General features: G+C 65.6%; 22 protein-coding genes. 13 read left to right on the top strand and 9 right to left on the bottom strand.

The window, feature by feature from the left end; translation table 11 throughout:
- From FH969_RS11560 to FH969_RS11530, 7 genes are all read right to left on the bottom strand, one after another.
- On the bottom strand, window positions 1-1,171 hold a 1,171-nt coding region (locus tag FH969_RS11560; RefSeq protein ID WP_139987333.1), incomplete at its 3' end, for a hypothetical protein.
- A gap of 38 nt (window positions 1,172-1,209) precedes the next feature.
- Window positions 1,210-4,293 carry a type III restriction-modification system endonuclease gene (locus FH969_RS11555; RefSeq protein WP_108717741.1) on the bottom strand — a complete coding sequence of 1,028 codons (3,084 nt, stop codon included), beginning with the start codon at window positions 4,291-4,293 and terminating at the stop codon, window positions 1,210-1,212.
- 4 nt (window positions 4,294-4,297) lie between these two features.
- Window positions 4,298-6,271, bottom strand: a complete 1,974-nt coding sequence (locus FH969_RS11550) for a site-specific DNA-methyltransferase (protein WP_108717742.1) — start codon at window positions 6,269-6,271, stop codon at window positions 4,298-4,300.
- 166 nt (window positions 6,272-6,437) lie between these two features.
- Window positions 6,438-8,288, bottom strand: a complete 1,851-nt coding sequence (locus tag FH969_RS11545; protein ID WP_139987334.1) for a site-specific DNA-methyltransferase — start codon at window positions 8,286-8,288, stop codon at window positions 6,438-6,440.
- Between the two features lie 14 nt (window positions 8,289-8,302).
- On the bottom strand, window positions 8,303-8,998 hold the full coding sequence (locus tag FH969_RS11540; protein WP_108717743.1) for a DUF4391 domain-containing protein: 696 nt from the start codon (window positions 8,996-8,998) through the stop codon (window positions 8,303-8,305).
- Window positions 8,991-12,263 carry a helicase-related protein gene (locus FH969_RS11535; RefSeq protein ID WP_108717744.1) on the bottom strand — a complete coding sequence of 1,091 codons (3,273 nt, stop codon included), beginning with the start codon at window positions 12,261-12,263 and terminating at the stop codon, window positions 8,991-8,993. The genes FH969_RS11540 and FH969_RS11535 overlap by 8 nt, the downstream gene beginning before the upstream one ends.
- Window positions 12,264-12,473, bottom strand: a complete 210-nt coding sequence (locus FH969_RS11530; protein ID WP_108717745.1) for a helix-turn-helix domain-containing protein — start codon at window positions 12,471-12,473, stop codon at window positions 12,264-12,266.
- Between the two features lie 152 nt (window positions 12,474-12,625).
- On the opposite strand from FH969_RS11530, the gene FH969_RS11525 reads away from it, so the two are divergent.
- From FH969_RS11525 to FH969_RS11475, 13 genes are all read left to right on the top strand, one after another.
- A complete protein-coding gene (locus FH969_RS11525; protein ID WP_108717746.1) occupies window positions 12,626-13,561 on the top strand; it encodes a helix-turn-helix domain-containing protein in 936 nt (311 codons plus the stop codon).
- Between the two features lie 168 nt (window positions 13,562-13,729).
- Window positions 13,730-14,020, top strand: coding sequence for an ArdC-like ssDNA-binding domain-containing protein (locus FH969_RS16080; RefSeq protein ID WP_342777030.1), 291 nt, complete (start codon window positions 13,730-13,732; stop codon window positions 14,018-14,020).
- Between the two features lie 105 nt (window positions 14,021-14,125).
- Window positions 14,126-14,812 carry an ImmA/IrrE family metallo-endopeptidase gene (locus FH969_RS16075; RefSeq protein ID WP_342777029.1) on the top strand — a complete coding sequence of 229 codons (687 nt, stop codon included), beginning with the start codon at window positions 14,126-14,128 and terminating at the stop codon, window positions 14,810-14,812.
- Window positions 14,812-15,708 (top strand): bifunctional DNA primase/polymerase, encoded by an 897-nt coding sequence (locus FH969_RS11515; protein WP_108717747.1) that lies wholly within the window; start codon window positions 14,812-14,814, stop codon window positions 15,706-15,708. The genes FH969_RS16075 and FH969_RS11515 overlap by 1 nt, the downstream gene beginning before the upstream one ends.
- The gene (locus tag FH969_RS11510) at window positions 15,705-16,364 is read left to right on the top strand and encodes a DUF2637 domain-containing protein (RefSeq protein ID WP_234417699.1); all 660 of its coding nucleotides are present in this window, start codon (window positions 15,705-15,707) and stop codon (window positions 16,362-16,364) included. Before FH969_RS11515 ends, FH969_RS11510 begins: the two co-directional genes overlap by 4 nt.
- Window positions 16,361-16,771 carry a hypothetical protein gene (locus FH969_RS11505; protein ID WP_108717748.1) on the top strand — a complete coding sequence of 137 codons (411 nt, stop codon included), beginning with the start codon at window positions 16,361-16,363 and terminating at the stop codon, window positions 16,769-16,771. Before FH969_RS11510 ends, FH969_RS11505 begins: the two co-directional genes overlap by 4 nt.
- A gap of 10 nt (window positions 16,772-16,781) precedes the next feature.
- Entirely contained in the window at window positions 16,782-17,306 is a 525-nt protein-coding gene (locus FH969_RS16070) for a hypothetical protein (protein WP_342777028.1), read from the top strand.
- Window positions 17,303-17,683 (top strand): hypothetical protein, encoded by a 381-nt coding sequence (locus FH969_RS16065; protein ID WP_342777027.1) that lies wholly within the window; start codon window positions 17,303-17,305, stop codon window positions 17,681-17,683. The genes FH969_RS16070 and FH969_RS16065 overlap by 4 nt, the downstream gene beginning before the upstream one ends.
- A complete protein-coding gene (locus FH969_RS15820; RefSeq protein WP_108717749.1) occupies window positions 17,680-18,972 on the top strand; it encodes a ParB N-terminal domain-containing protein in 1,293 nt (430 codons plus the stop codon). Before FH969_RS16065 ends, FH969_RS15820 begins: the two co-directional genes overlap by 4 nt.
- The gene (locus tag FH969_RS11490) at window positions 18,854-19,183 is read left to right on the top strand and encodes a M23 family metallopeptidase (protein WP_234417904.1); all 330 of its coding nucleotides are present in this window, start codon (window positions 18,854-18,856) and stop codon (window positions 19,181-19,183) included. The genes FH969_RS15820 and FH969_RS11490 overlap by 119 nt, the downstream gene beginning before the upstream one ends.
- A 17-nt stretch (window positions 19,184-19,200) precedes the next feature.
- Window positions 19,201-19,467: a DUF6112 family protein gene (locus FH969_RS11485; RefSeq protein ID WP_108717750.1), complete on the top strand. Its 267-nt coding sequence runs from the start codon at window positions 19,201-19,203 to the stop codon at window positions 19,465-19,467.
- A gap of 79 nt (window positions 19,468-19,546) precedes the next feature.
- Window positions 19,547-21,148 carry a hypothetical protein gene (locus tag FH969_RS11480; RefSeq protein WP_139987332.1) on the top strand — a complete coding sequence of 534 codons (1,602 nt, stop codon included), beginning with the start codon at window positions 19,547-19,549 and terminating at the stop codon, window positions 21,146-21,148.
- A gap of 3 nt (window positions 21,149-21,151) precedes the next feature.
- On the top strand, window positions 21,152-22,954 hold the full coding sequence (locus tag FH969_RS11475) for a hypothetical protein (protein WP_139987331.1): 1,803 nt from the start codon (window positions 21,152-21,154) through the stop codon (window positions 22,952-22,954).
- 12 nt (window positions 22,955-22,966) lie between these two features.
- Here the strand turns inward: FH969_RS11475 and FH969_RS11470 are convergent, their stop codons facing one another.
- Complete coding sequence (locus tag FH969_RS11470; protein ID WP_108717755.1) at window positions 22,967-23,203, bottom strand: hypothetical protein; 237 nt, start codon at window positions 23,201-23,203, stop codon at window positions 22,967-22,969.
- Between the two features lie 12 nt (window positions 23,204-23,215).
- Window positions 23,216-23,401 (bottom strand): hypothetical protein, encoded by a 186-nt coding sequence (locus FH969_RS11465; RefSeq protein WP_108719932.1) that lies wholly within the window; start codon window positions 23,399-23,401, stop codon window positions 23,216-23,218.
- Between the last annotated feature and the right edge of the window lie 190 nt (window positions 23,402-23,591).

The raw sequence follows: 23,591 nt of genomic DNA, 5'->3' as shown, positions 1-23,591 counted from the left end.
CGAGGTTGATCTTGCGTTCAACGAGTCCCTCGCCTGGCTCGTCTGGGATCACGAACTGGATGTTGCCATTCTTGACTTCGGTGTCGGGCAGGAGCACCTCGTAGTCCTTGAGCCCTCCGCGCGAATAGCAGAACACAACCACTTGCAGGGTCGGGTTCGTTCGCGCTGCACGCAGAACGAGATCGCGCAGATGCTCATCACGGAACGAGAACCCGTGGACGAATAGGACGCTGTTCTCCTTCTCCATCTCGTTGGAGAAGCGGCGGATCAGCTCGTAGTACGTCTCGTTGAGCACGGTCGTCGCGAACTTGCGCTTGTCCGGATTGACGATGCCGAGCTTGCCGTAGCCATCCGAGAATGCCTCAACTGCCGCGGATGTCGATTCCTGGGTGCCGAGCACTTTGAGGTCCTCAAATCGTCGCTCTGCCTCGGTCAGAAGATCCGTGGTTGAGCGGATTGTCGGCCCCTGGCCCTGCGGCTGAGGATCGACGAGCACAGGCAGCAGGTGCTGCCTCGCAGCGTCGAGTTGCCCCGCGACCTCCCATACGAGCGTCAACCCGTGGTCGAAATAGATGTCGGACTTCCGGTTCGCGCGCTCCTGCTGACGCCACGAGGCCGATCCGTGGATCTTGATGAGGTTGAAGACCGGCACCTCGAACCGGTGCTCGTACCGACTGCCCATCCGAAAGCGGAGGGTGTTGAAATCACCGAGGTCAAACTTCGGCCTGATCTTCCCGCTGAACCCGTCGGAGAAGTCGATGCCGAGTTCCTCCATGGCCACCTCGAACAACATGTCCACGTTCGTCGTGAAGATGTTCGCCTGCTTCGACAGGAGCGTGCTGTGCCGTCGCAGCAAGATGCGGTTCAGGGTACGCACGAAGGTCGCATATGAGCGAAGAACGGACTCAGCCGATGCCTCGCGCTCGATGACCTTGGTGTTGGGGACGAGGACGTTCTCGAAGAAGTAAGCCTGAATCGAGGCGCGGACAAGCAGTTTCGCACCGTCGGACCCGCTCGCGTCGGCGAGGTCTGTGAGCGCCTGCTCGATGTTGCCAAGCGGCGCGAAGTAGGGAACGGACGTACCCGCGCCGATCAGGAAGTTGAGATGCGCAGACTCGACGATGGTGCGAAGGCGCTCGGGCGTCAGTCGGTTCGCGTGGGGCTCGGACACGGGTTGCTGTGCCACACCGTTGATTCGGACGTCAGCCATCACGCCCCCACAAGCACGAGGAGGTTCTCGTACGTGTCCACGACGTCGTACTTCACGCCGTTGTTCTCGGCCTTGTCGTTGAGCGAGGCGAAGAACTTGCGGGCGCACTCGATCTTGGCTTCCTCGACACCCTTGAGCTGGAGGGTGGACATCGAGCCCTTGGTCTCGGCGACGAAGTAGACGTGCTTGAACTTCGTAGTGTCGTCGCGGAACGCGATGGCCCAGTCGGGGTTGTAGTCGCCAACCGGAGTCGGAATGAAGAACCCGCGGGGCAACTTGGAGTAGACGACAACCTCATCGCTCACGTCGAGTTGCTCTACGAACGCACGCTCGACCTTGGAGTCGGTGACGACGTACTCGTAAACGCTCTTCTTGAGCTTGTCGCCTGCCTTCGACAGGTCCTGCGCGGTCTGGTTCTCGGTGAAGATCGACGAGTCGTAGCGGTGGTCGAGCGGGTCGTAGGCGAGGTGCTCGACGATCACGGTCGCCTTCTGCTCGTTGATGAGGCGGGCGGTCTCCGTGATGAAGTGCTCGGGGTTCTGCTTGAACTTCGCGAACGTGCCCGGGTTGATGCCGGTGAGGATGGAGGCGCAGGTGCGGCGGGTGAGCTGGGTCTTCTCCGCGATCTCTCCGAGGAGGTCGTACTTGACGGTCGAGCCTGCCGAGACGGCCGAGTGTTCGACCTTGGTCTCGGACACCTTGAAGCCGGTGCCGGCCTCGAGCTGCTCGACTTCCAGGCCGACGACCTGCTTGCCGCTCTCGACGAGGTACTGCATGACGGTGACGTTGAGGGACTTGTCGAGCACCTTGATGCAGTTGGCAATCAGCTCGGCCGAGTCGAACTCGACCTGGTAGACGGCCTTGTGGTTGATGCGGCCCCACAGCTCCTGGAACTCGCGCTTCTTGAAGTTGGCTTCGCTGAACGGGATCTTCTTCGGCTTGCGCCCGTCGGTCGGTTTGGGCACGTCGAGGTACAGGGCGTCGACCAGCGGCCACACGAAGTCGATGATGGGCTTGAGCACGTCCGCGGTGGGGACGGCGAGCGTGCCGTCGACGCGGGCGTCCTTGTACTCCTGGGTGACAAAGCCGTCGTCATCGATGTAGTTGTTTCGGATGAGGTGGTTGTACAGCGCCTGCGCGACCGCCCTCTCCAGCACGCTCGTCCCGCCGTCCGCGGTCTTGAACTGCTTGCCGGTGAAGTAGTCGACGCTGGCTTTCCGCGGCCGGGCCGACAGCGACTCGACGATCTCCTTCTGGAGTGCGGTGACGAACTGGGTATACGACTCGTCGGTGACGACGGTCAGCTCGTTGATGTCGTGCACGGTGACGGGGTTGTCCATCCGCTCGCCGTGTTGGTCGACCGACAGCCGCAGTCCGCGGCCGATTTCCTGCCGCCTGGTCGTGGTGTTGTCGCTCTTCTTGAGCATGCCCATCACGAACACGTTCGGGTTGTCCCAACCCTCGCGCAGCGCCGAGTGCGACCAGATGAACCGCACCGGCTCCGCGAACGACAGCAGCCGCTCCTTGTGCTTCAGAATCAGGTCGTAGGCGTCGACGTCGTCGGACTGGCCTGCGAAGTCGCCGCGGGCCGCGATCTTGCCGTCGACGGAGTGGCCGGTCTTCTTGTCTATGGAGAAGTAGCCCTCGTGGGTCGATCGAACCGGGATGGCCTCGACGTGCGTGCGGTACCGCTCGGCAGCCTCATCGAGGTCGAGCTGGCCGAGGTAGTCGGCGAGGACCGCGTCGTACTCCTCCTCGAATACCCGGGCGTACTCGCCGAGGGTGTCCTCGCGGTCGTAGTCGCGGTACTTGGCGACCTCGTCGATGAAGAACAGCGACAGCGTCTTGATGCCCTGCGCGAACAGCTCGCGCTCCTTGTCGAGGTGGGCGCGGATGACCTCGCGGATCTGGATGCGCCGCTTCTGGTCCTCGGCGACATCCTCTGTGACTTCACCCGCGCCGATGATGTCACCGTTGCTCAGCTCGATGATGTCGCGGTTCGCATCCACGTCCAGGATGAACAGGCCCTTGTAGGCCTCGATGCCGCCGGAGATGTCGTGCAGGTTCATGCCCTGGCTCAGGCGTTTCACCTGCCGTTTGATGCCGGTCGCGGTCTGGACCTCCAGCTCGACGCGCGCTTTGGGGAACTCTGCGCCCTTCCCGACCTCGAGCCCGTCGACGTAGAGGTAGGCGGTGCTGCCGGCCAAGTGCTTGACCGTGATGCCACGTACCGCGATCTTCTTGACCAGCTTCTGGTTGTAGGCGTCGACCGCGTCGAGACGGTGCACCTTGGTGCGCTCGATCTTGTGGGTCGCCGAGTAGCGCAGCGCGAACAGGGCGTTGAACAGGCCGAGCGCCTCCAGCGACTTCGACGGCTTCTTCGCGTCGCCCTCGATCTTTTGCGGCTCGTCGATGATCAGGATCGGCCGGTTCGCTGCGATCACGTCGATCGGCTTGCGGGATTGGAAGTCGTCGAGCACCTCGTAGATGCGCCGGGCGTCCTTGCCAGTAGCGTTGAACGCCTGGATGTTGATGATCATCACCTGCACGCCCGCGTCCGATGAGAACCGCTCCAGCTCGTGCAGCCGCGACGAGTTGTAGACGAACGTGCGCGGCTTGGTGCCATAGAACTGCTGAAAGTGCTCGGCGGTGATGTCGAACGACTTCTTCACACCCTCGCGGATCGCGATCGACGGCACGACCACAATGTACTTCGACCACCCGTACCGCTTGTGCAGCTCCATGATCGTCTTGATGTAGACGTAGGTCTTGCCGGTGCCGGTCTCCATCTCGATGTCGAGGTTGATCGGCGCGGCCGACTTCTTGACCGGGTCCTTCAAGTCCTTCGACAGCGCCAGGCCGCGCGCCCGTTGCACCCCGTGCAGATTCTCCAAGAGCTGCGGCGGCGTGAGAGCGATTTCCGCGTTGCGCAGCCCTGCATCCTCCAGCAGCGTCAGCGCCGCGTCCTTTCCGGGGTCGATGCGGTACTTCACCCCGTCGGCATACGGCTGGCCGGTGAACACATCGACCACGGCATCGACGGCCTCGGTCTGGTACGGCTGGACCTTGAACTGGAGCTTCATCGGGTCAGATCGCCCTTACCTCTGTCTCGGGAGACACCTCGCGGAAGATCTGCTCGGCGTTGATGCGCGCGGCGTCGGTGGCGAAGCCGGAGTCCTTGAACACAGCGCGCAACGGGTGCCGGTCGGCGATGGCGCGCACGACTCCTTCACTCACGTTGTCGGCAAAGCAGGCGACCAACGCATCGTCAGCGACGGCCAGCGCAGGCGTACCGGCGATCTGCTCAACCTTGAGGACCTCCGACAAATCCAGGCCCCAATCGAGCAATACCTGAAACAGCAAGTCTTCATCCGTGCGACCTGGCTTGACGCTGCCGATGGTCTCCATGAGCGTCATCTGGACGAGATCGTCAGCGGTCGTGACAGTGTCAGCCATACTCGTGCTGTCAACCCTGAGCGCTCGGAACCCGACATCTAGCGTGTCTGCCATAAGCCCGGCTTCCGCACGAAGCTTCGCCCCTGCACGTCGGAGCCGTTCGCGGGCGATCTGAGCGATCGTTTGGTAGCCCTCGCGCTGGGCAACTGAGTCGGGAGCAACCGACTCGTCCAGTTGCACGAGGGCGAACCGCCTCTGACCGCCATCAACTCTGTTGAGTTCCATGACAGCCTGCCCAGTCGAACCCGAGCCGCCGAAAAAGTCCAGGACGAGGGCAGTAGGGTTCGCTGCACTGACCGCGTTGATCCACTTCGCGAGGACCCTTGTGTCCTTGGGATTGTCGAAGACGTCAGCGCCCATGAGGCTCGCGACGGCAGACGTGGCACTGGCCCGCTCATGGACCACCAGCGATCGAATCGCCTGGTCCTCCTGCTCGTCGAGGAACATCTTGCGCCGCGGCGTTGTCGTCTCGTCTGCCCCGAATAGGATCCGGCCCTCCGCGAGCATCTGATCCATCGTTTCCTTCGAGTACCTCCACCCGTTGGGGTGCATCGGCACGGCCCTGCCGGTAACGGGGTGGAAGAGGTCGTACTGAAGGTTGGCGCGAGGGTTCGGGCTGGCGAGCGGCCCACGTAGGAACGCTCTGCCGTTGTCGTCAATCTCCGTATACGACTGCAACCCCTTCTCGGTGTCCGGCTTCGTACGCCACCACTCGCGGAGGAGGGAGGTCGCCTTGTCCGCATCATTGCCTGATCTGGCCCATGCATCACGGACCGCTGCGACTACCAGGTCGTAGCCGCCCTTTGGCTCCTTCCACCGCACGTCGTTAGCTATCAGACGGTTGCGGTCGCGGGCGTAGATGAGCATGTAGTCCAGACCACCAGCCGAGAACCGCGCGTCGTTCTTCGCCCGTCCCTGCCATACGACATTGGAGAGGAAGTTCTGGGCTCCGAACACCTGGTCAAGTACCTGCTTCAGACCCGAGTGTTCACCATCGTCAATGGCGGCGATGAGCACGCCCGAGTCGCTAAGGAGATTGCGCGCGAGCTTGAGCCGTGGGTAAATCATGCTGAGCCAGTCCGAGTGGAATCGACCGTTCGCCTCTGCGTTCGAGACCAGGTGACCACCTGCTGCATCATGTTGGCCCGATCGTGCGAGGTAGTCACTCGTCGTCTCAACGAAGTCGTCGTCGTACACCCAATCGGCACCAGAGTTGTATGGCGGATCGATATAGATGACATCGACCTTCCCGAGCAAAGACTCCTGGAGGAGCTTGAGCGCCTCTAGGTTGTCGCCCTCGATGAAAAGGTTCTTCGTCGTGTCAAAGTCGACCGAATCCTCGCGCACCGGGCGCAGGGTCTTGGCGATCGGCGCGTTGGCCGCAAAAGCCGCGACTCGCTTGCCCGGCCAGTCGAGCTGGTAGCGCTCCTGCGGACCATCGACTACGTGGTCGGAGAGCTCCTGGCGGAGGAGATCGAAGTCAACGGCGAGGGTCACGTTGCCCCCGGCATCCCTCGACTCGGTGATGACCTGCGGGAACAGCTCGGCGATTCGCTCGACGTTGCGAGCGGTCAGGTCGGGCGAGTGAAGTGCGCGCTTCTCCATCACGCACCACCGCCCAGAGCAGCAAGGTCATACGGTCTTGACCTCCGTGTTGGGCGAGAGTTCACGGAAAAGCTGCTCTGCGTTGATGCGATCCGCGTCCGACCTGAAGGCCGAGTCCCGGAAAACTGCACGCAGCGGTTGGAGGTTCGCGATCTCGGTGACCACATCAGCGGACACCTCCTCGCTGAAGCATGCGACGAGCGCGTCGTCGGCGACGCGGAAGTACTCTCTCTCTCTCTCTCTCTCTCTCTCTCTCTCTCTCTCTCGAAACCCCACGCTCGATCGGGAGGCTCAGATCGAGCCCCCAGTCGATCAGCACCTGGAAGAGCAGATCCTCATCGGTACGGTCGGGCTTGACGCTGTCGATCAGGGATACGAGATCTCCCTGGCCGAGCGCGTCGGCAGTTGTGCTGGTGTCCGTCATGTTCGTCGTATCGACTCTCAGCATCCGGAAGCCCGCATCGGCGTCACTGGCCGTGTCGAGGGAATCGCCGACGCGACGCAGACGGTCGCGCGCGATACCCGAGATCGTCCTGTAGCCGTGCGTCTCGGCCACGCTCTTCTCCGGTACTGGTTCGGCGACCTGTACGAGGATGAAGCGGCGCTGACTCTCCGTTGTGGCGTTGAGGTCGAGCACCGCATGACCGGTAGATGCGGACCCTGCGAAAAAGTCGACCACGATGTCATCGGCTTCGGTCAGGTACTCGATGATCCGTCGCAGGTCCTTCCAGCTCTTCGGGTTGTCGAAGATCTTGCCGCCCATGAGGTTCATGAAGTCCACGGCTGCCGTCTGCGCATAGCTGTAGTGGACGGACCCCATCACGAGGCCTTCGGACTCGAAGAGGTACGAAATGATCCGCGGCTGCGTGGTCTCGTCCGGCCCAAATACGACTCGACCCTCTGCGACGGCCTCATCGAAGCGCTTCTTGGTCGAGAAGACCCAGCCGCGCGACGGGATCTTCGTCGGCAGTCCAGTAGCCGGGTGAAGCACATCGTAGGTTGGACCGCCACCTCCCGGCCATGAGATGTTGCCGTCATCGCGGAACGGGCCGCGCGGCCCGACCTTCGAGAAGCGTCCCAGCTTCCGGCGCTCGTCATCGGCTGCGAACGACGAGGTCCACTTCCGCCACTCCGCCTGAATGGCATCCCAGTCATCGGCGAGTCGGCCGCGGGCCTCAGCGATGAACTCGCGCGCCTCGGCGATCCCGGCCTGCGGTTCGCGCAGCCGCGTTCCTCGCTCGGTGAGGACCGTCTTGTCGCGGGCGTAGACGAGCATGTACTCGTGGCCGACTGAGAAGAACCGTGCATCGTTCTTTCGGTTGCGGTCCCACACAAGGACTGCGAGCTTGTTCGACGCGCCGAACACCTCGTCGAGCAACAGCTCCTGTGCGGAGAACTCGGCGTCGTCGATGCTCACGACGATGTAGCCGTCCGACGTGAGCAGCGACTTCGCCAGCTTCAGGCGCGGGTAGATCATGTCGAGCCAGTCGGAGTGGAAGCGGCCGTTCGAGTCGGGGTTCGACCGGAGCCGCTCCCCTGCATCGTTGACCTGCCCAGAGCGAACGAGGTGCTCGTCTGCACCTTCGGAGTAGTCGTCCGGATAGACGAACTCATCGTTGCCGGTGTTGTAGGGCGGGTCGATGTAGATCAGCTTGACCTTGCCGAGGTAGGACTCCTGAAGCAACTTGAGCGCGTCGAGGTTGTCGCCCTCGATGAAGAGGTTTTTCGTAGTGTCGAAGTCGACGGACTCCTCACGCACGGGGCGGAGGGTCTTCGCGATGGGGGCGTTGGCAGCGAAGGCAGCGGCTCGCTTGCCGGGCCAGTCGAGCTGGTAGCGCTCCTGCGGTCCCTCGACGACGTGGTCAGAGAGTTCCTGGCGGAGAGCGTCGAAGTCGATACCGCGGGTTGGGTTGCCGTCGACGTCGAGGGTTTCGGTGACGACGGCCGGGAAGAGTTCGGCGATCTTGTCGATGTTTCGCTCGGTCAGGTCCGGCGAGTGCATCTTCAGCTTCTCCATACTCATCCTCGGGGTCATCCTCTGGTGCTCGGCGCGGGATCGGTCAGCTCGGCGAGCGCGGTCTCGCGCTCCTTGAGCTGCCTGCGCAGTTCGATCTTGCGGTTGAGTTGTGGTTCGGTGCGCAGCTTCTTCTCCAGCGCGGCAATCTCGCGCTGGAGCTTTCGGGCGTGGTCCAGTCTGTCGGTCGCCTCTGACACCGTCTCGCCGACGCGCGTGGCGACCGGCAAGAGTGACGCCAGGAGCGCCTCATAGAGGCTCGGCAAGTCGAGTGCCGTCGGCAGTGGCCGGCGGGGCGCGTCGGCGGACTGCCAGTCGGTGGTGAAGTAGGTCGCGATGCGCGGTGTCTTGCCGTCAAGCGACTTCTGTGCGGCGGCCATGCGGACCCGTTCTGTGCTGGCGACCTCGAAGATGATCGGGAAGTGCACGGTCTTGTCGATGGCGGCGAGTACCTCGTCGGAGACGTCCGCACCCTTGGTCTCGATCGTGAAAACCTGGATCTCGGGGACGGTGGTCGTGCCGCGCAGTCGGATGGTGTCGTCGGCGAGCTTGTAGGCCCAGGTGATGCGCTGGATGTCGTCGATGAACTTCTCGCGCAGCGCGGTGCGTACGTTGCCGTGCTCGTAGAACTTGGTCTTGGGCACGGCGCGGCCGAACGCGGCGTTCGCGGGCCAGCGGTAGAGGACGGGCGTGGTCTCGACAGGCTCAACCACCTGGCACCTCCTCGATGATGGCGAGGAAGGCGATCAGCTCGAAGTCGTCGAGCCCGGCGATGGTCTGCACGAGCGCGGTGGTGTGGCCGGGGCTGAAGAGGCTGTCGACGTCGCGTTCCTCGTTGACGTCGATCATGGAGCGGATCGCGTCGGTGAGCAGGCGGCTGTACTTGCCCATGTCCGCGCCGTCGCGGGTGGCGGCGTTGAAGACGCGGCACACCTCCCAGGCGGGCTCGTCCCGGTTGCGGCATCCGGCGCGGATGACGTCGAGCAGGTGCTTGACCTCGGTGTGGTCGGCGATGACCTGGCCCTGGTCGTCGAGGTAGACGAGGTAGTGCGGGTGTAGCCGGTTGCCGCGGTTGAGGTGCTCGTCGGCGTTGATGTTGCGCAGCACGAACAGCGCGCCCGGGTTGAGGCCCTTCTCAGGCTGGGCGGGCACGACCGCGTGCAGGCCCTTCGGGGTGCCGGCCAGGTCGCCGTACTCCTTGATGTAGCCGAGCAGGTCCATGCGGAAGTCGTTCAGGCCCAGGTCGGTGATCGAGACGCCGGTGCGGACGTCCTCGAGTTCAATGACCTCGTCCTGCAGCTTGCGGAGCTGCTCCTTGCGGAACGCAGCATCGCTGGCCTCCTGGGTGAGCACGTTGTCGTCAGCGGTCGCGGCAAGGTCGGCGATGACCATGCGGTTCTCGACGCGCTCTTTGAGGTTGATGTACTCGTCCAGGGAGATGTCGGGCCAGAAGTTTACGAGCTGGATGCGCTCGTTGGTCGAGCCGATGCGGTCGATGCGGCCGAACCGCTGAATGATCCGCACCGGGTTCCAGTGGATGTCGTAGTTGACGAGGTAGTCGCAGTCCTGGAGGTTCTGGCCCTCGCTGATGCAGTCGGTTCCGATCAGCACGTCGATCTCTGCGGTCTCCTTCGGCATGACCAGATGCCGCTGCTTGGACCGCGGAGAGAAGAGGGTGAGGGTCTGCTGGAACCCGTATCCCTTCTCGACCGTCGTGGATGGGTTGCCCTGCCCGGTCACGAGCGCGCTGTCGTAGCCGTGCTGCTTCAGTGTCGAGGAGAGGTTCTTATAGAGGTACTCGGCGGTGTCGGCGAACGCCGAGAACAGCAGCACTTTGCGGTTGCCGGGGTTCAGCGGCTCGGAGAACTTCGCGCGGATCAGCTCGCGCAGGCGAATGAGCTTGGAGTCGTGCTCGGGGGTGATGCCACTGATCGAGGCGAGGAGCTGCTGGATGACCTTGCCGTCGTTGACCAGGTCGCGGCTCCACGACTCGACGTCGATGTCGGCCAGGTCGATCTGCATCTTCTTGCCGACGGTGCCGCTGGTGGGGAACTCGAAGTCGTCGTCCTCGGCGTCGATGTCGGTGAACGCGGAGACGATGTCGGCGATGTTCGCGGCGTGGTTGTCGACGGCCTCGATCGCGTCGGCGACCGTGTACTCCAGTCGGTTGAGCGTGAGCCGGAACGCCTCGATGCTCGACTCCAGGCGCTTGAGCAGGTTGACCGTCATGAGCTTGCGGATGCCCTGCTCACGGCTGGCTGCGCCGAGGTTGGCAGTCTGCCCGCCCATGTAGTTCGTGCCCGCGCCGGCCCCGTAGAGCTGCTCGTACTTGTCGCGGCGGCTCGGGAAGACATACGCCAGCGGCGTGTAGACCGCCAGGGTCAGCAACTGGAGCTGCTCGAAGATCTCGTTGAAGGTCGGGGCGTCGGCGAGGTCTGTGAGCGGCGGGCGCAGCGAGACGGGCTTCATCCGCTCGGGGAACGCGCCGATGTCGGTGGTGTCGTAGAACGCCTGGATGTGCTTGCGGGAACGCGCGATGGTCACCGCGTCGAGCAGTTCGAAGAAGTCGAAGTCCAGCCGCGCCAGGATCGCCTCAGTGGTGCGGTCCTCCGGCGCCAGGTCGCTCCACTCGTTGAAGACCCGCTGCGCCTGCCGGAACACCTCCTCGATCGTGGTCGAGATGTTCAGCTTCGCCTGAAGCTGCGCCGACTCGCCCTCGTAGGCCAGGGCGAGCTGGTTGCGCAGGTCCTTGAACCGGTTGTTCACTGGCGTCGCCGAGAGCATCAGCACCTTGGTCTTCACGCCCTCGCGGATAACCTTGCGCATCAGCCGCTGGTAGCGGGTCTCGCGCTCCTGCACGTAGTCGGCGTTGCGGAAGTTGTGCGACTCATCGATGACGACCAAGTCATAGTTGCCCCAGTTGATCAGGTCGAGCCGCTTGCCGAGGGACTCGCCGCCGTCGCGCGACAGGTCAGTGTGCGCGAGCACGTCGTAGTTGAAGCGGTCCTTCGCGAAGATGTTCGTCGTGTAGTTCGAGTTGTAGTTCGTCCAGTTGTCGGCGAGCTTCTTCGGCGCGAGCACGAGCACGGTCTTGTTGCGCAGCTCGTAGTACTTGATTACCGCCAGCGCCGTGAAGGTCTTCCCCAGGCCCACGCTGTCGGCCAGGATGCAACCGTTGTAGGTCTCCAGCTTGTTGATGACGCCGGTCGCGGCATCCTTCTGGAAGTTGTAGAGCGCCTTCCAGACCTCAGTCTCCTGGTATCCGGTCAGGTCGTTGGGCAGCACGTCCTCGCTGATGTCGTCGAGGAACTCGCTGAACAGGTTGTAGAGGATCAGGAAGTACACCCGCTGCGGCGAGTTCTCCGCGTACACGCTCGCGATGTGCTCGCGCACCGCCTCGGTCACGTCTTCGAGCTGCTCGGGGTTGTGCCAGATCTGGTCGAAGAGCTGGACGTACTGCTGGGTGAACGGTGCGTCGTCGATCTTGTGCACCATGTTCGACACCGCAGGCCCGCGCTCGTACCCGAGGTCAGCGGTCGTGAACCCCTGCAGCGGGGCGTACGCGGCGGTGTCGTCGACCACCGCGAACGACTGCATCGGCGCACCCGTGTGGTTCGAGCGGAAGGTCACCTTCCGCCGCACCCACTCGGCGCACTCCCGCGCGATCGCGCGCTGGGTCAGCTTGTTACGCAGGCGGATCTCGAACTCGGTGCCGTACAGCGCGGCATCACGGCCCTTGTCGTTCGGGATGAAGAACTGCCGCTTCTCCGGCGCAGGCTTGTCGGTCGCCTTCGTCGTCGTGAACGAGGGCGCGGTGAAGATGAACTCCAGCTCGTCGATCGACTGAAGCTCACGCCTCAGCGCCTCGAACGCGAAGATCGAGAACGTGCTCGCAGCGATACGCAGCTTCGACCCCGGCTTGATCGACGCCTTCAGGTCGTCGCCGAGGAACTCGTTGAGGTTGTCGATGATGCGCACTCAGGCATCACGCTCCTCGGGCTTGTCGGCGGGGGCCTGAGCCGCCCCGCCGCTGCGCACCCACTCGTCGATCTCGCTGGCCTGGAACTTCCAGAGCCGGCCGACGCGGTGGGCGGGCATGGCCTTGTCGGCGATCCAGTCGTAGACAGTGTCTTTCGTGATGCCCAGGTGGGCGGCGATCTCCTCAGCAGAAAGCCAGGCCTCAGCCACGTCGACAGACCTCCGGGATCGAGTGCGCGAGGCGCGCACAAGGGCCACCCTATCGGCGGCGAAACCCGACGGATACCCGTGACGCACCGCGTCACCCGACGAGAACCGGTACAGGCGCTCGCCTTCGCCCCCAGTACAGGTGACAATGGACCATGGAGCGCACGCCCGCCGCGGGCGGCTCCCGCGGCGTCAGCCAGTACGGGCCGATCGCCGTCGAGACCAGAGAGTTCCGACGGCCGGTCACCCCTGTGGCTCATCCGAAGGTGAAGCTCCTGCTCGTCCGCGACGGCGAGGCCACGATCACGCACGACGAGCGCGCGTTCCACACCCAGCCCGGCGACTTCATGCTGGTGCGCCCGAACGCCCCCTGTGGCGGGTCTCCAGAACCCGTCGCGACCATCTCGACGATCTACGCCGAGCCGGAGTTCGTGTTCGACAAGTGGCGCTGGCAACTCTCGCCGTTCTTCCCCAGCTCGGAGTCCGTGCGCGCACTCGGCCGCGTCTACGCCAAGGTCATCCGCGCCCGGCTTCCCGACTCCGACGCCGCTGCGGTCGCCGAGCTGTACGACGAGTTGCACGCGGTGCTCACGGACGGGTTCGACGGGTTCCACCTCGCCGACGCCGTCTTCGCGCGCCTGCTGGCGATCGTCACGCCACACCTGCGCGACGAGAGCGTCCCGCTGACGGGCACGCTGCGCTCACCGTTGCACCAGAGCACGACGCCGCCACGCAGGGAGGTCGCGGAGGCGCTCGCGCGCATCCACGCAGACCTCGCCGAGCACTGGACGGTCGATGCCCTCGCCAAAGAGGTACACATCTCGTCCCGGCAGCTCCAGCGGCTCTTCGAAGAGACGCTGCACGAGTCGTTCAGCGACCACCTCACACGGCTACGCGCCGAGGAGATGGCGCGCCTGCTGCGCGAGACCGACGACACGGTCGCTGTGGTCGCCGCGCACGTCGGGTGGAGCCGCGGTCACGCGGTCGAGAAGTTCCGCGGCTTCTTCACCATCACGCCTGCCCAGTACCGGGGCGCTGTCCGGGATCACGACATCCATGTCGTGGATCACGACAGGTTCCCGGAGCAGTAACGTCCGCGGAACATCTCCCTGTTAGGCACTCGCCTACAACGTCAGGCGCTCCCCCTCGCTCCTGACGTCGCGCCCCACCAGGGTTGCGACCGTCACCGGTGACGCCTGGCGCACCTGATCGACAAGAGCCGACCGGCTCCCGATCGGGCGACAGGAGGTGGCCGCGACATGTCTGGATGGGAGGCGACCCGCGAAGCGCGGGAAGCGAAGATCGACGCGCTGCACGAGCAGCTGACCGGCGCGGTCGAGCAGCTCGTCACGGGTGCCGACTGGAGGCGTGCCCTCGAGTTCGCCGCGCACTTCCGCTCGCGATCGTTCAACAACACGCTCCTGATCTGGATGCAGCACGCCGCCGCCTTCGAGGCCGGGCGCGTGCCCGACCCGATGCCGAGCTACGTCGCGGGCTTCAAGCAGTGGCTTGCTCTCGGCAGTTCGGTGATGCGCGGCCAGGCGGGCTAGATGATCCTCGCGCCGATCACCGGACGCTTCGCGAGCCTCACGCCGCTCGATCCGGAGTCGTGACGGCGTCTGGAACGCGGCGAACAGCCGAGCGCGGGCGAGGTCGTGCGCTCGAAGATGATCGGGGTCAAGCCCGCTTACGTCTGGGACGTCTCGCAGACCACCGGTGATCCGATCCCCGAGGCCACGCGCCCGACCCTGCTCTTCGGCGAAGCGCCGGCCGGGCTGTGGGATGGACTCGCCGAACTGGTGCGGCAGCACGGCTTCACTGTCGGGATGGTCACGAGCGAGCGAGAGATCGGCGGTGCGAATGGCGTCACCGACTACCTCGCGCACGCCGTGCAGGTGCGCTCGAACATGGATGCCGCCGCCCAGGTCAAGACGCTCGCCCACGAGCTGGCGCACGTCATGCTCCACGGCCCCGGTCACGCCGATGCAGTACGTCACCGCGGTATCGGGGAGGTCGAAGCCGAGTCGGTCGCGCTCATGATCGGCGCGGCGCACGGTCTGGACACCTCGATCTACACCGTCCCCTACGTCTCGTCGTGGGCGACCTCGGTGGAGGGCAAGACGCCGGTCGAGGTTGTGCAGGCCACCGGCGAGCGAGTGCGCGCCGCCGCAGTGAAGATCCTCGACGCCCTGCCGACCCTCCAGGTTGCCGACGGCACGCCTCCCGGTCTCGCGCAGGCGATGGATGCCGCATCCACGGGTACGCGCTCGCCCGAACCCTCGGTGCCCAACCTCGAACCCGCCGCCGCAAGCGCCGAGCTTGCGGTCGCCAGGAGCCTCTGATGGACGCCGTGCAGCTCCTCACGTCGGTGATCGACTCGACCACCGCCGAGGCGGCGGAACGGTTCGCGGAAGCGGGCATCCCCGTCTTCCCCTGCGTTCCCGGCGAGAAGCGCCCGCTCTCGCGCCACGGCTTCCACGACGCCACGACGATTCCCGCCCAGGTCGCCGGCTGGTGGCACGACTGGCCGGACGCGAACATCGGGATGCCCACCGGTTCGATCTCGGGCTGGGAGGTCGTCGATGTCGACATGCACGGGCCGGTGAGCGGGTTCGGCTCGTTCGAGCTGGCGCGCCACGAGGGGCTGGTTGATCGCTGGTCCGCCCTCGTCCGCACGCCGTCGGGCGGCATCCACGCCTACTACCCAGCCGACCCCGTGCAGAGGCAGCCGTCGTGGCAGGTCGCCAGCGCGGGCATCGACTTCCGCGGCGAGGGCGGCTACGTCCTGGTGCCGCCGTCTCGGGTGCGCGTCGACGGCGCGCTCGTCTCGTACGAGCTGATCGGCGCGGGCCACGGCCAAGCAATGCCCGTGGACGCTGCCGGGCTGCGGCAGTTCCTCGACCCGCGGCCCGCGCCCGCCGAGGCGGTCAGGTTCGCGGCGGATGCCTCGCCCGGCATCGACGTCGAGCGCATCGCGAGCTGGGTCGCCGCCCGGGGCGAGGGCGAGCGCAACCGCGGCCTGTTCTGGGCGGCGTGCCGCTTCGCGGAGCACGGCGTCGCGTTCACCGCCGCGCGCGACTACCTCGGCGCGGCGGCAGAGCGCGCGGGACTGCCGAGCGCCGAAGTCTCGGCGACTGTGCGCTCGGCATACCGATCGGCGGTGGGTGCGTCACCCGCCGCTCAGCATGAGCAGCCCCCGCCAGCGCCACGGCTGCCTACTGGTCAGGTACTCCCGTGATCCCCGCAGCGCACGACACCCGCTCAGGTCGGCTCGCGGTGTGGATCGCCGCCGCCGGGACGATCTTCATCGCCGCCGGTGCCTTCTGGCTGTCGTTCACTGCCCTGAGTGACCTCGCCTCGCGCTCGGGCGTCAGCGCTGGGCAGGCATGGGCCCGTCCGCTCATCGTCGACGGGATCATCGTCGTCGCCACCGTCTCGGTCGTCGCCCTCGCCGGCCAGCGGGCGGCCTGGTACCCGTGGCTGCTCCTGCTCGGCGGCGCGCTCGTCTCCGTCACGGCGAACGCGATCCACGCCGTCGTCGCCGCGGACGCCGACGTACCCGAGGTGCTCGCCGCCTCGGTCGCCGCAGTCCCGCCCCTCGTGCTGCTTGCGATCACACACCTCACCGTCGTACTAACCCGGCGCTTCGGGCCCGCAACGGACTCCACCGAGTTGTCCACAGGGCTCGTGTCATCCACAGATCTCGACCCCGCCCTCGCACTCGACGAGCCGCCCGCGATCGAATCGCCACGCCAGCTCGCCGCCCGGCTGCGGTTGGACGGCCTGTCGAACAAAGCCATCGCGCGGGCCACCGGCGTCCACCCCTCCACGGTGGGCCGATGGTTCACGGGGAGCACGTACCTACCTGACCTGCAGAAGGGAGCAGCGGAATGAACGACACCATCGACCCGTGGGACGAGCCCCCGCCGTCCCGGCTCGACGAACCGGCCAAGACCTTCGAGCCGACCGTTGCCGACGAGGTTTCCGACCTCGCACGGCACGGCGATCCGTCGAAGCGCGACTTCGCACCCGAAGTCACCGCCGAGACCGAGCGGCTACGTCGCGGGATCGTCTGGATGCGCCCCACCGAGCTGATCCCGCAGACGACCGCGCGAATCGCCGGCCGCGGCATCGACTTCCAAGCGGAGCTGGCCCGCCGGGCGCGATCGCTCCCCGTGCAGACCGCGGCGGTGACGCACAGGGCGATCCGCGAGCGGTCATCCGCGCTGCCGCCGCTCTCGTCGTTCGGCGTCACGACGCCGCAGCACGACGGCCCCCAGCACGCCGGGCCGGGACTGTGAGGGGGCGGCGATGTCGACCATCACGACAGAGTCCGGGACGGACCGGCGTACCTCCTCCGCAGGAGGTGATGAACCCGTGAACGAGCCTCAGGCGTTCGAGTCGCCGGAGGGGCTGCGCGCCCTCATCGTTCGGCTCCATGAGGCCGGGCATGGCGCGTGGCGCTCCGACCCGGACGCCGCGGCCCTCATGGCGTTCTGCTCCAGGAGGTTCGGACGGATGGCGCGCAAGCACGGCTGCGACCCTTGGGTCGCAGCCGCTGCCGCGTTCGACGCCATGCGGCATCCCTCGATGCGCACGGCCGACGACCCGTGGGCGATGGTCACCCGGGCTGTCAAGGTGACGCTGATCGCCGAGGAGCGGGCGAACGGCTTGCTGTGCTCCGTGGACCAGGCGCGTCGCCCTCAGAACTCCGTCTTTCACGACGCCGAGCGGTTCAGCGCCGCGAGCATCCCGTCGCTGACTGGCACGAGTCGTTGCGGGTCGACCCGCCCTACAGCGATGACACTCCGCCCCCTGCGGCAGTCGACGGGATGAACGTCGCCGACGCCATCGCCGACGCGCTCACGCTGCTCACCAACCTCGGGTGGCCGTACGACTCGGCCAAGCGGGCGACGGAGTGCGTGTGCGACCGCCTCACCGATGTCGAGACACGAGTGCAGGCCTGGGAGTCGCTTCGTCGGGACTTCCACTTGCGCGCCTTCCTCAATCTCAGTTCCGAATCGTGGAACGGCCTCCTGCGCGTTCTGCTCGGGAACCCCGAACCCGAGTACGCCCATACCCGGTCCGGGCGGGGAGTGCTCTTCCGGCTGCTGCGCGAGGAACCCCTTCCGGCGATGCTCGAGGATGCCGACCTCGTCGTCGCGATCGTCGCGTCCGCCCCGCGACGTCCCGGGCAGCGGAGAGCGTCATGAGCGGCGGCCAGGAGCACATCGCGCTCAACCGATCGCTCAGCGCGATCACGGTCGGCCACCGGCACCGCAGCGATCTCGGTGACATCGAGCAGCTCGCCGAGTCGATCCGCCGCGACGGGCTGTTGCAGCCCATCGCGATCACTCCAGACGGCGTACTGCTCAGCGGGCGACGGCGGCTCGCCGCACTCGAACGACTCGGCGAGAAGAAGGTGGCGGTGTGGGTCGTCGACGGCGTCTCCGACAAGCTCACCGCGCTGCTCGCCGAGCAGGCAGACCAGGTGCACCACAAGCCGCTCACCGAGACCGAGAAGGCGACGCTCTACCGCGAGCTGAAGCAGATCCTGGCGGAGGATGCCGTGCGCCGCCAGCAGGCGACCCGCTTCGGCGCTGACGCAGCCGACCGCGCCGGAACCTCCGGTGGAGTCGTGACGACTCCACCGTCGCTCGGGCACGGCAAGACCCGTGAGCAGTCGGCGCTGATGGTGACGGGAAGGAAATCGCAGAACAGCCTGGAGCAGGTCAACGCGCTGCAGAGCATCGCAGCCGACGAGACGCTGCCCGGCGAGCTTCGCGATTTCGCACGCGACCAGCTCGCGCTGATCGACGAGCACAAGGCATCCATCGAAGCGGCCCATGCGCAGGCACAGGCGCTGGTATCCGTCGCATCCGACGTCCCACGAGACGGCGACTTCGTCGTGCCGGACGACTTCGAGACCCTCGCGCGTGCGGCCCTGGAGAAGGCGAACGCCGAGATCGCCGCCAAACGCGCGACCCGACGCCAGCAGACTCGCAAGCTCAGGGAGGCCGCGGCTATGCCGATGCCGGCCATCGCCTACCCCGTGCGCGCGTTCACGAACATGTGGCGCGAACTCGACGGCTGGTGGGAGCACTACGACGTCGAGACCCTCGCGGCTGAGATCACCGCCGAGGAATGGGAAGCCCTGGAGCGCGTGCTGGCCAGGACCGTCAGCGTGATCGACGCCATCCGTCGCAGGCTCGAACGCGCCGCTCGACAACGTCCCGGAGACGAGCCGGATCGTCTTCCCCCTGCCCACCGGAACCTGGGTGCGCTCGGGCGGCTTCGGCCCGCGCGTCGACCCGATCACCTTCGAGCCCGACTTCCACCACGGCGTCGACCTCAGCGCGCCAGGCGGCACCCCGATCCTGGCCCTGGCCGACGGCGTAGTCAGCGCGGCGTCGTACACCGAGTCCGGCGGCGGTTTCATCGCGATCGAGCACACCATCGACGGCCAGCGGATCGCGTCGGTCTACATCCACATGTGGGCTGACGGGATCTTCGTCACCGTCGGCGAGGTCGTCGCCGCGGGACAGCACATCGGGGATGTCGGAACCTCCGGCCACTCGACCGGCAATCATCTGCATTTCGAGCTGCGGCCCGGCGGCACATCGTCGCCGAGCATCGACCCCGAGCCGTGGCTCGACACTCACAGTCCAGAGGACCTCCTGGCGGGGTCCGAAACCAGCCAGTGCATGGCCTGACAGGAGGCTCGACCACGATGGATGTCTCACCCGACTTCGGGGCCGTCGGCGGCCTCGGCGACCTGCGCCTCATCGTCGGCGCGCTGCTCACCTTCGTGCTGATCTTCGCCGTGCTCATGCTGATCATCTGCGCGATCGTCTGGGGCGTCGCCACGTCCAGCGGCAACTATCACGCGGCCACCCGGGCCCGCGCCGGTGTCCTCGTCGCCGTTGGCACTGCCGCCCTCGCGGGCGCCGGGGTGGCGTGGGTCAACTTCCTGCTCGGCGTCGGCGAGACGTTGTAGCGCTGTGACTATCAACAGATAGGAAACCGGACGCGCGAGCCGTGACCGCGTGTCCGTGGCCCTCGCTACTGTGGCACCGATGCACCTGCTCTACGTGACCGAGTTCGAGGTCCTGCCGTCTGAACCGGAAAGCGGAACGAACCCGCTTCTCCGGCTCTTGGAGCACGCCGCGAGGTGGCTCGGGCGCGGCCTGGATGGAGCCATCTCCGCCGATTCGCTCACACGGGATGGGACCGCGACGCTGTCGGTCGCAGTCGACGGTACTCCACGCGTGGCCCAGTGGAGCACCGTGGCAACGGACAGTGCTCGCGCCGTGCTCATCGAGGTCAGCCAGAATGTCGCCCAGGCTGTCCAGCTGACAACCAGGGTGACGATCGGTGACCTCGATGGAACGGTGTCGATCCGAGTTGGCATCTCACGCGAATCGAGCCAGGGTGGCGCTCTGACTCCCATCGGATTCACGTCCGTGTTCCAGCCTGGCATCATCGGCGCCATCGCTCGCGACCGGGAACTCCGCCTGGAGACGGGTCACCAGGGAGTCTCCGACCGCTACCTTCAGCTACCCTCAGCGAGCTTCGTAGATGGGTTCGCCGAGATCCTCGACAGCCCGAAGCGTCTTCCCGTCCTCCTCGTCAACACCAGCACTCAGGCGGCATGGGACTTCGCGCGAGAAGCTGCCCGACGGCTCATCGGCCTCGTGCGGGTTGTGACCCTCGCGAACTACACCCGTTGGAGGCTGGCCTCGCTGAGGCCCCACATTGAAGTGCCACCGGGCGGAGCCCGCCTCGTATGGTCCGATTCGCATGTTCCCGGTCCGACTTGGTCCGAGGAGCGCATCCTGAGTACGAGCACCGACGAACTGCGCGGCGCGGTGATGCGCGTGGTCGCACCGCTGTCAGCCCTCTACCGGGGCAGCGACGCGGTCTGGCGGGAAGCGCGCCGCCGAGCGCAGCGCGTCGAGGCAGACCGTCTCGCGGAGCGCGTCGCCGAAGCGCAGTCGGCGGCAGACCAGTCCGAGTTGATCGCGGCCCTTCAGAACCAGGTAAACGGGCTCATCGAAGAGCGCAACGACTTCGAGCGCCTCGCGAACGAGTACGCGGTCGACGCCGACTCGCTTCGGGATCGCGCTGAACGGGTTGATACGGCCGAGGCGGACGCGAAGTACTGGCGCGATCTGTACTTCCAGACGCAATCGGCCACACAAGAGACGGATGTGGACCCGTGGACGGTGATCGTTCCCCTGGTGTCCGGAGTCGACCCAAGCGAGACCTTCAGGAGTATCGAAGCTGCCACCGAGGGACGCGTGGTGTTCACCCCTGCCGCCGCCAGTTCGTGGTCGAAGATCAACTACCCCGAACCCGAAGACATGCATGACAAGCTCCTCGCTCTCGCCAATGCGGCCGTGGATCTCTACGGCGGCGATCCGGGCAACATTGGCCGCATCGACGATTGGTTCAAGCAGCGCCACGGCCTCAACATTTCGACCGCAGACGACACGATCCAGAAGAACAAGAGCCTGCGCTGGTTCGAGTTCGACGGACGCTCATACGACCAGACGCCGCACGTGAAGGTTCGAGACGCCGTCAAGCCCAACCAGGTCGGTCGCATTCACTTCGCTATGGACAGCGACAACAAGCGGTTCGTCATCAATCACGTCGCGCTCAAGCTCTACGGGATCTGATCCATGGCCACTGTCCAGCGCATCGATGATGCCCGCGCAGCAGGCGCTCTCGCCGACTTGCTGAACGGAGACGCGCGGAAGCGTCCGGTCGTCGTGATCACAATCCCTTCGGCACGAGACGAGCCATGGATTGACGTCGACGAGGTCGCGCATGAGGCCGGCGAGCTTGCCGATGTCTACCTCATGCCGACCAGCGACATCACCTGGGAGTTCTCGCACCGTATGTCTCATGGAACACAGGTGTACGGCGGTGCCGGGCGGGTCTATCCCGTCGGGCACGAGTGGCTGACCGATCTTCAGCGTTCCCCGCTGCGCTTCGCATGGAGTGAGCGCGACGGCGAGAAGGCGACTCAGCAACTCATCTCCGACATGTTCCGGATGGCAGCCGCAGCGGGACTTCTCCACTCCAAGCCGACGCGGTATCTCCGGGAAGTCGACGCCGTCGTCAGATGGGTCGTCGCGGGCCGCGCTCTCGTCGAAGTCGGCAACCCGCTTCCCGCGACGATCGCTGAGGAGCTGACTGTCGACGACGTGCCGATCGACCGGCTCGTTGCACCGGGCCAGACCGTGAAAGGCTGGCTGGACCCCGAGACCAATCGTGTCGACGTAACCAGAAGCCTTAGCACTTCCGATGAGGCCTTGGCTGCGTACTCGATCGGCGACGTCGTCCTAGCCAAGGTCACCGGTGTAGACGAGCGCACAGCAGAATTGCTGCTTTACCCGGAAACGACTACTCCACCTGTCGTGGTGCCCGTCCAGATCGAGGACGTCACAGCCAACCCATTCGACGACCTTCGGCTGCTCATGACCGAGGGAGACGTCGTCGCCGCGCGAGTCCGCACGGTTGGCCCCGCCTGGTCGCTCGTCCTCAGAGATGTCGATGACGACGAACCAATCACTCCAGCGCCATCCCTGCTGCCCGGGGGGCCGCCTTGGCTCGTTGAGGACATCGATGAGCCCGCCTCCGCTGAAGAGTCCGCACCGCTGCCTCCCCCAACACCGTCGACCCCTGCCGGTGATCACGCGGCCGGACTCGCTGAATCGACCGCCGTCCCAGCATCGCCCGTCCGGCAACCGGCTCCCGTACCGGGGCCGCGTCCGATCCCGAGACCGGCACCCGCAAACGCGCCCGCGTCAAGCTCGCAGCCGACAGCGTCGACGAAAGCGCTGCTGCTCCAGATCGACGGGCAAAAGGCGGAGATCAATCGACTTAGGCGAGAGGAGGCTGCTCTCAGGGGACAGCTCAACGCAAGTTCAGACGAACGTGAGCAGCTGCGCTTCCTGTACGAGCAGGCCGAACGACGGGCGAAACGCGCCGAGAACGAACTGAAGTCCGCGCGTGCGCGATTGCGTAAGGCGGGCAGCGCGAAAGTGGTCCCATCCGCAGAGGAAGCGCCCCGCTTCGCTGACCGAGAGCAGGGGTTCAAGTATCTCGTCCTCACGCAGTGGGCGTCGCGCACTATCCCCACCGAGCAGACGGCCAGACCGCTACCCGACTACGTGCTTGGGCCCAACTTCCTCGACTCGCTGGACGCACTCGAAGGCGTGAAGCCACAGAAGGTCGCCGACGTGGTCTTTGAGATCGTCACTGGACGAGCACCCGAGATTGAGGGCCGCAAGGTCCACCGTCTTCGGACCGGCTCAGGCGGCAGCGACCCGTATCGGGTGCGTGGCGACGGGGCCGTCGCATGGCGAGCCAGCCTTCAAGTCAACTCGGCTTCGGCGCGTCGCATCCACTACTGGATACTTCCTGACGGCGGCTACGAGATCGACAGCGTTGCGATCCACGACGACATAGGCGTGTGACGACCAAAGAGGTCAGTCCATCCCTGCTGCACGTCGAAGCTCGTCTCCAGAGAACCCGAAGGTGTAGTCCTCGTCCATGCCGTTCGACATCCAGATGTCTGCGGCATCCCAGACGCTCAACGACTCCCCGCCGCTCTCATTGTCGTCGTCATGGTCTTCGCCTATCATGCACCGACAGTCCTCTGCGTAGAACGACCCTGGTTCTCCCGGGATCGCGACGTACTTCTGGTGCTTCGGCCCAGTGGGCATGATCGGCCTCCTTCAGCCCCGCGGAGACCTACGGGACAGTCGCTCTTCGACGCCCTTGTATGGTCCGGGGCTCGCCGTGGACGAGACATGGTTGCCGTCACCGTCGTACTTGTCGTACCGATCCGTGCGGTCGTTGTACTGCTGGTAGCGATCGCTGACCTGGCCGCGCCGCCAGCCCTGCCCGGTGTTCTTTGCCACGATCATCCCCTCGCGCTCGTCTCGGGATGAAGCCTAGCTAGCGTGGGGAATCATCGCCCAGTCCGGGCGGACTCGCCCTCGGCAACCTTCCACGCAACCCTTTACGGGCTCTTCGGACATCCGGTGGGGAGTGCGGGTCGGGGTTTCATCGGGGCGGGGTAGGGGTCGAGGTCCTCGATGATCGGTAGCG

The sequence above is a fragment of the Miniimonas arenae genome (assembly GCF_006351005.1).
GTDB classification, from domain to species: Bacteria; Actinomycetota; Actinomycetes; order Actinomycetales; family Beutenbergiaceae; genus Miniimonas; species Miniimonas arenae.
This window is presented reverse-complemented; position numbering and strand designations above follow the sequence as displayed.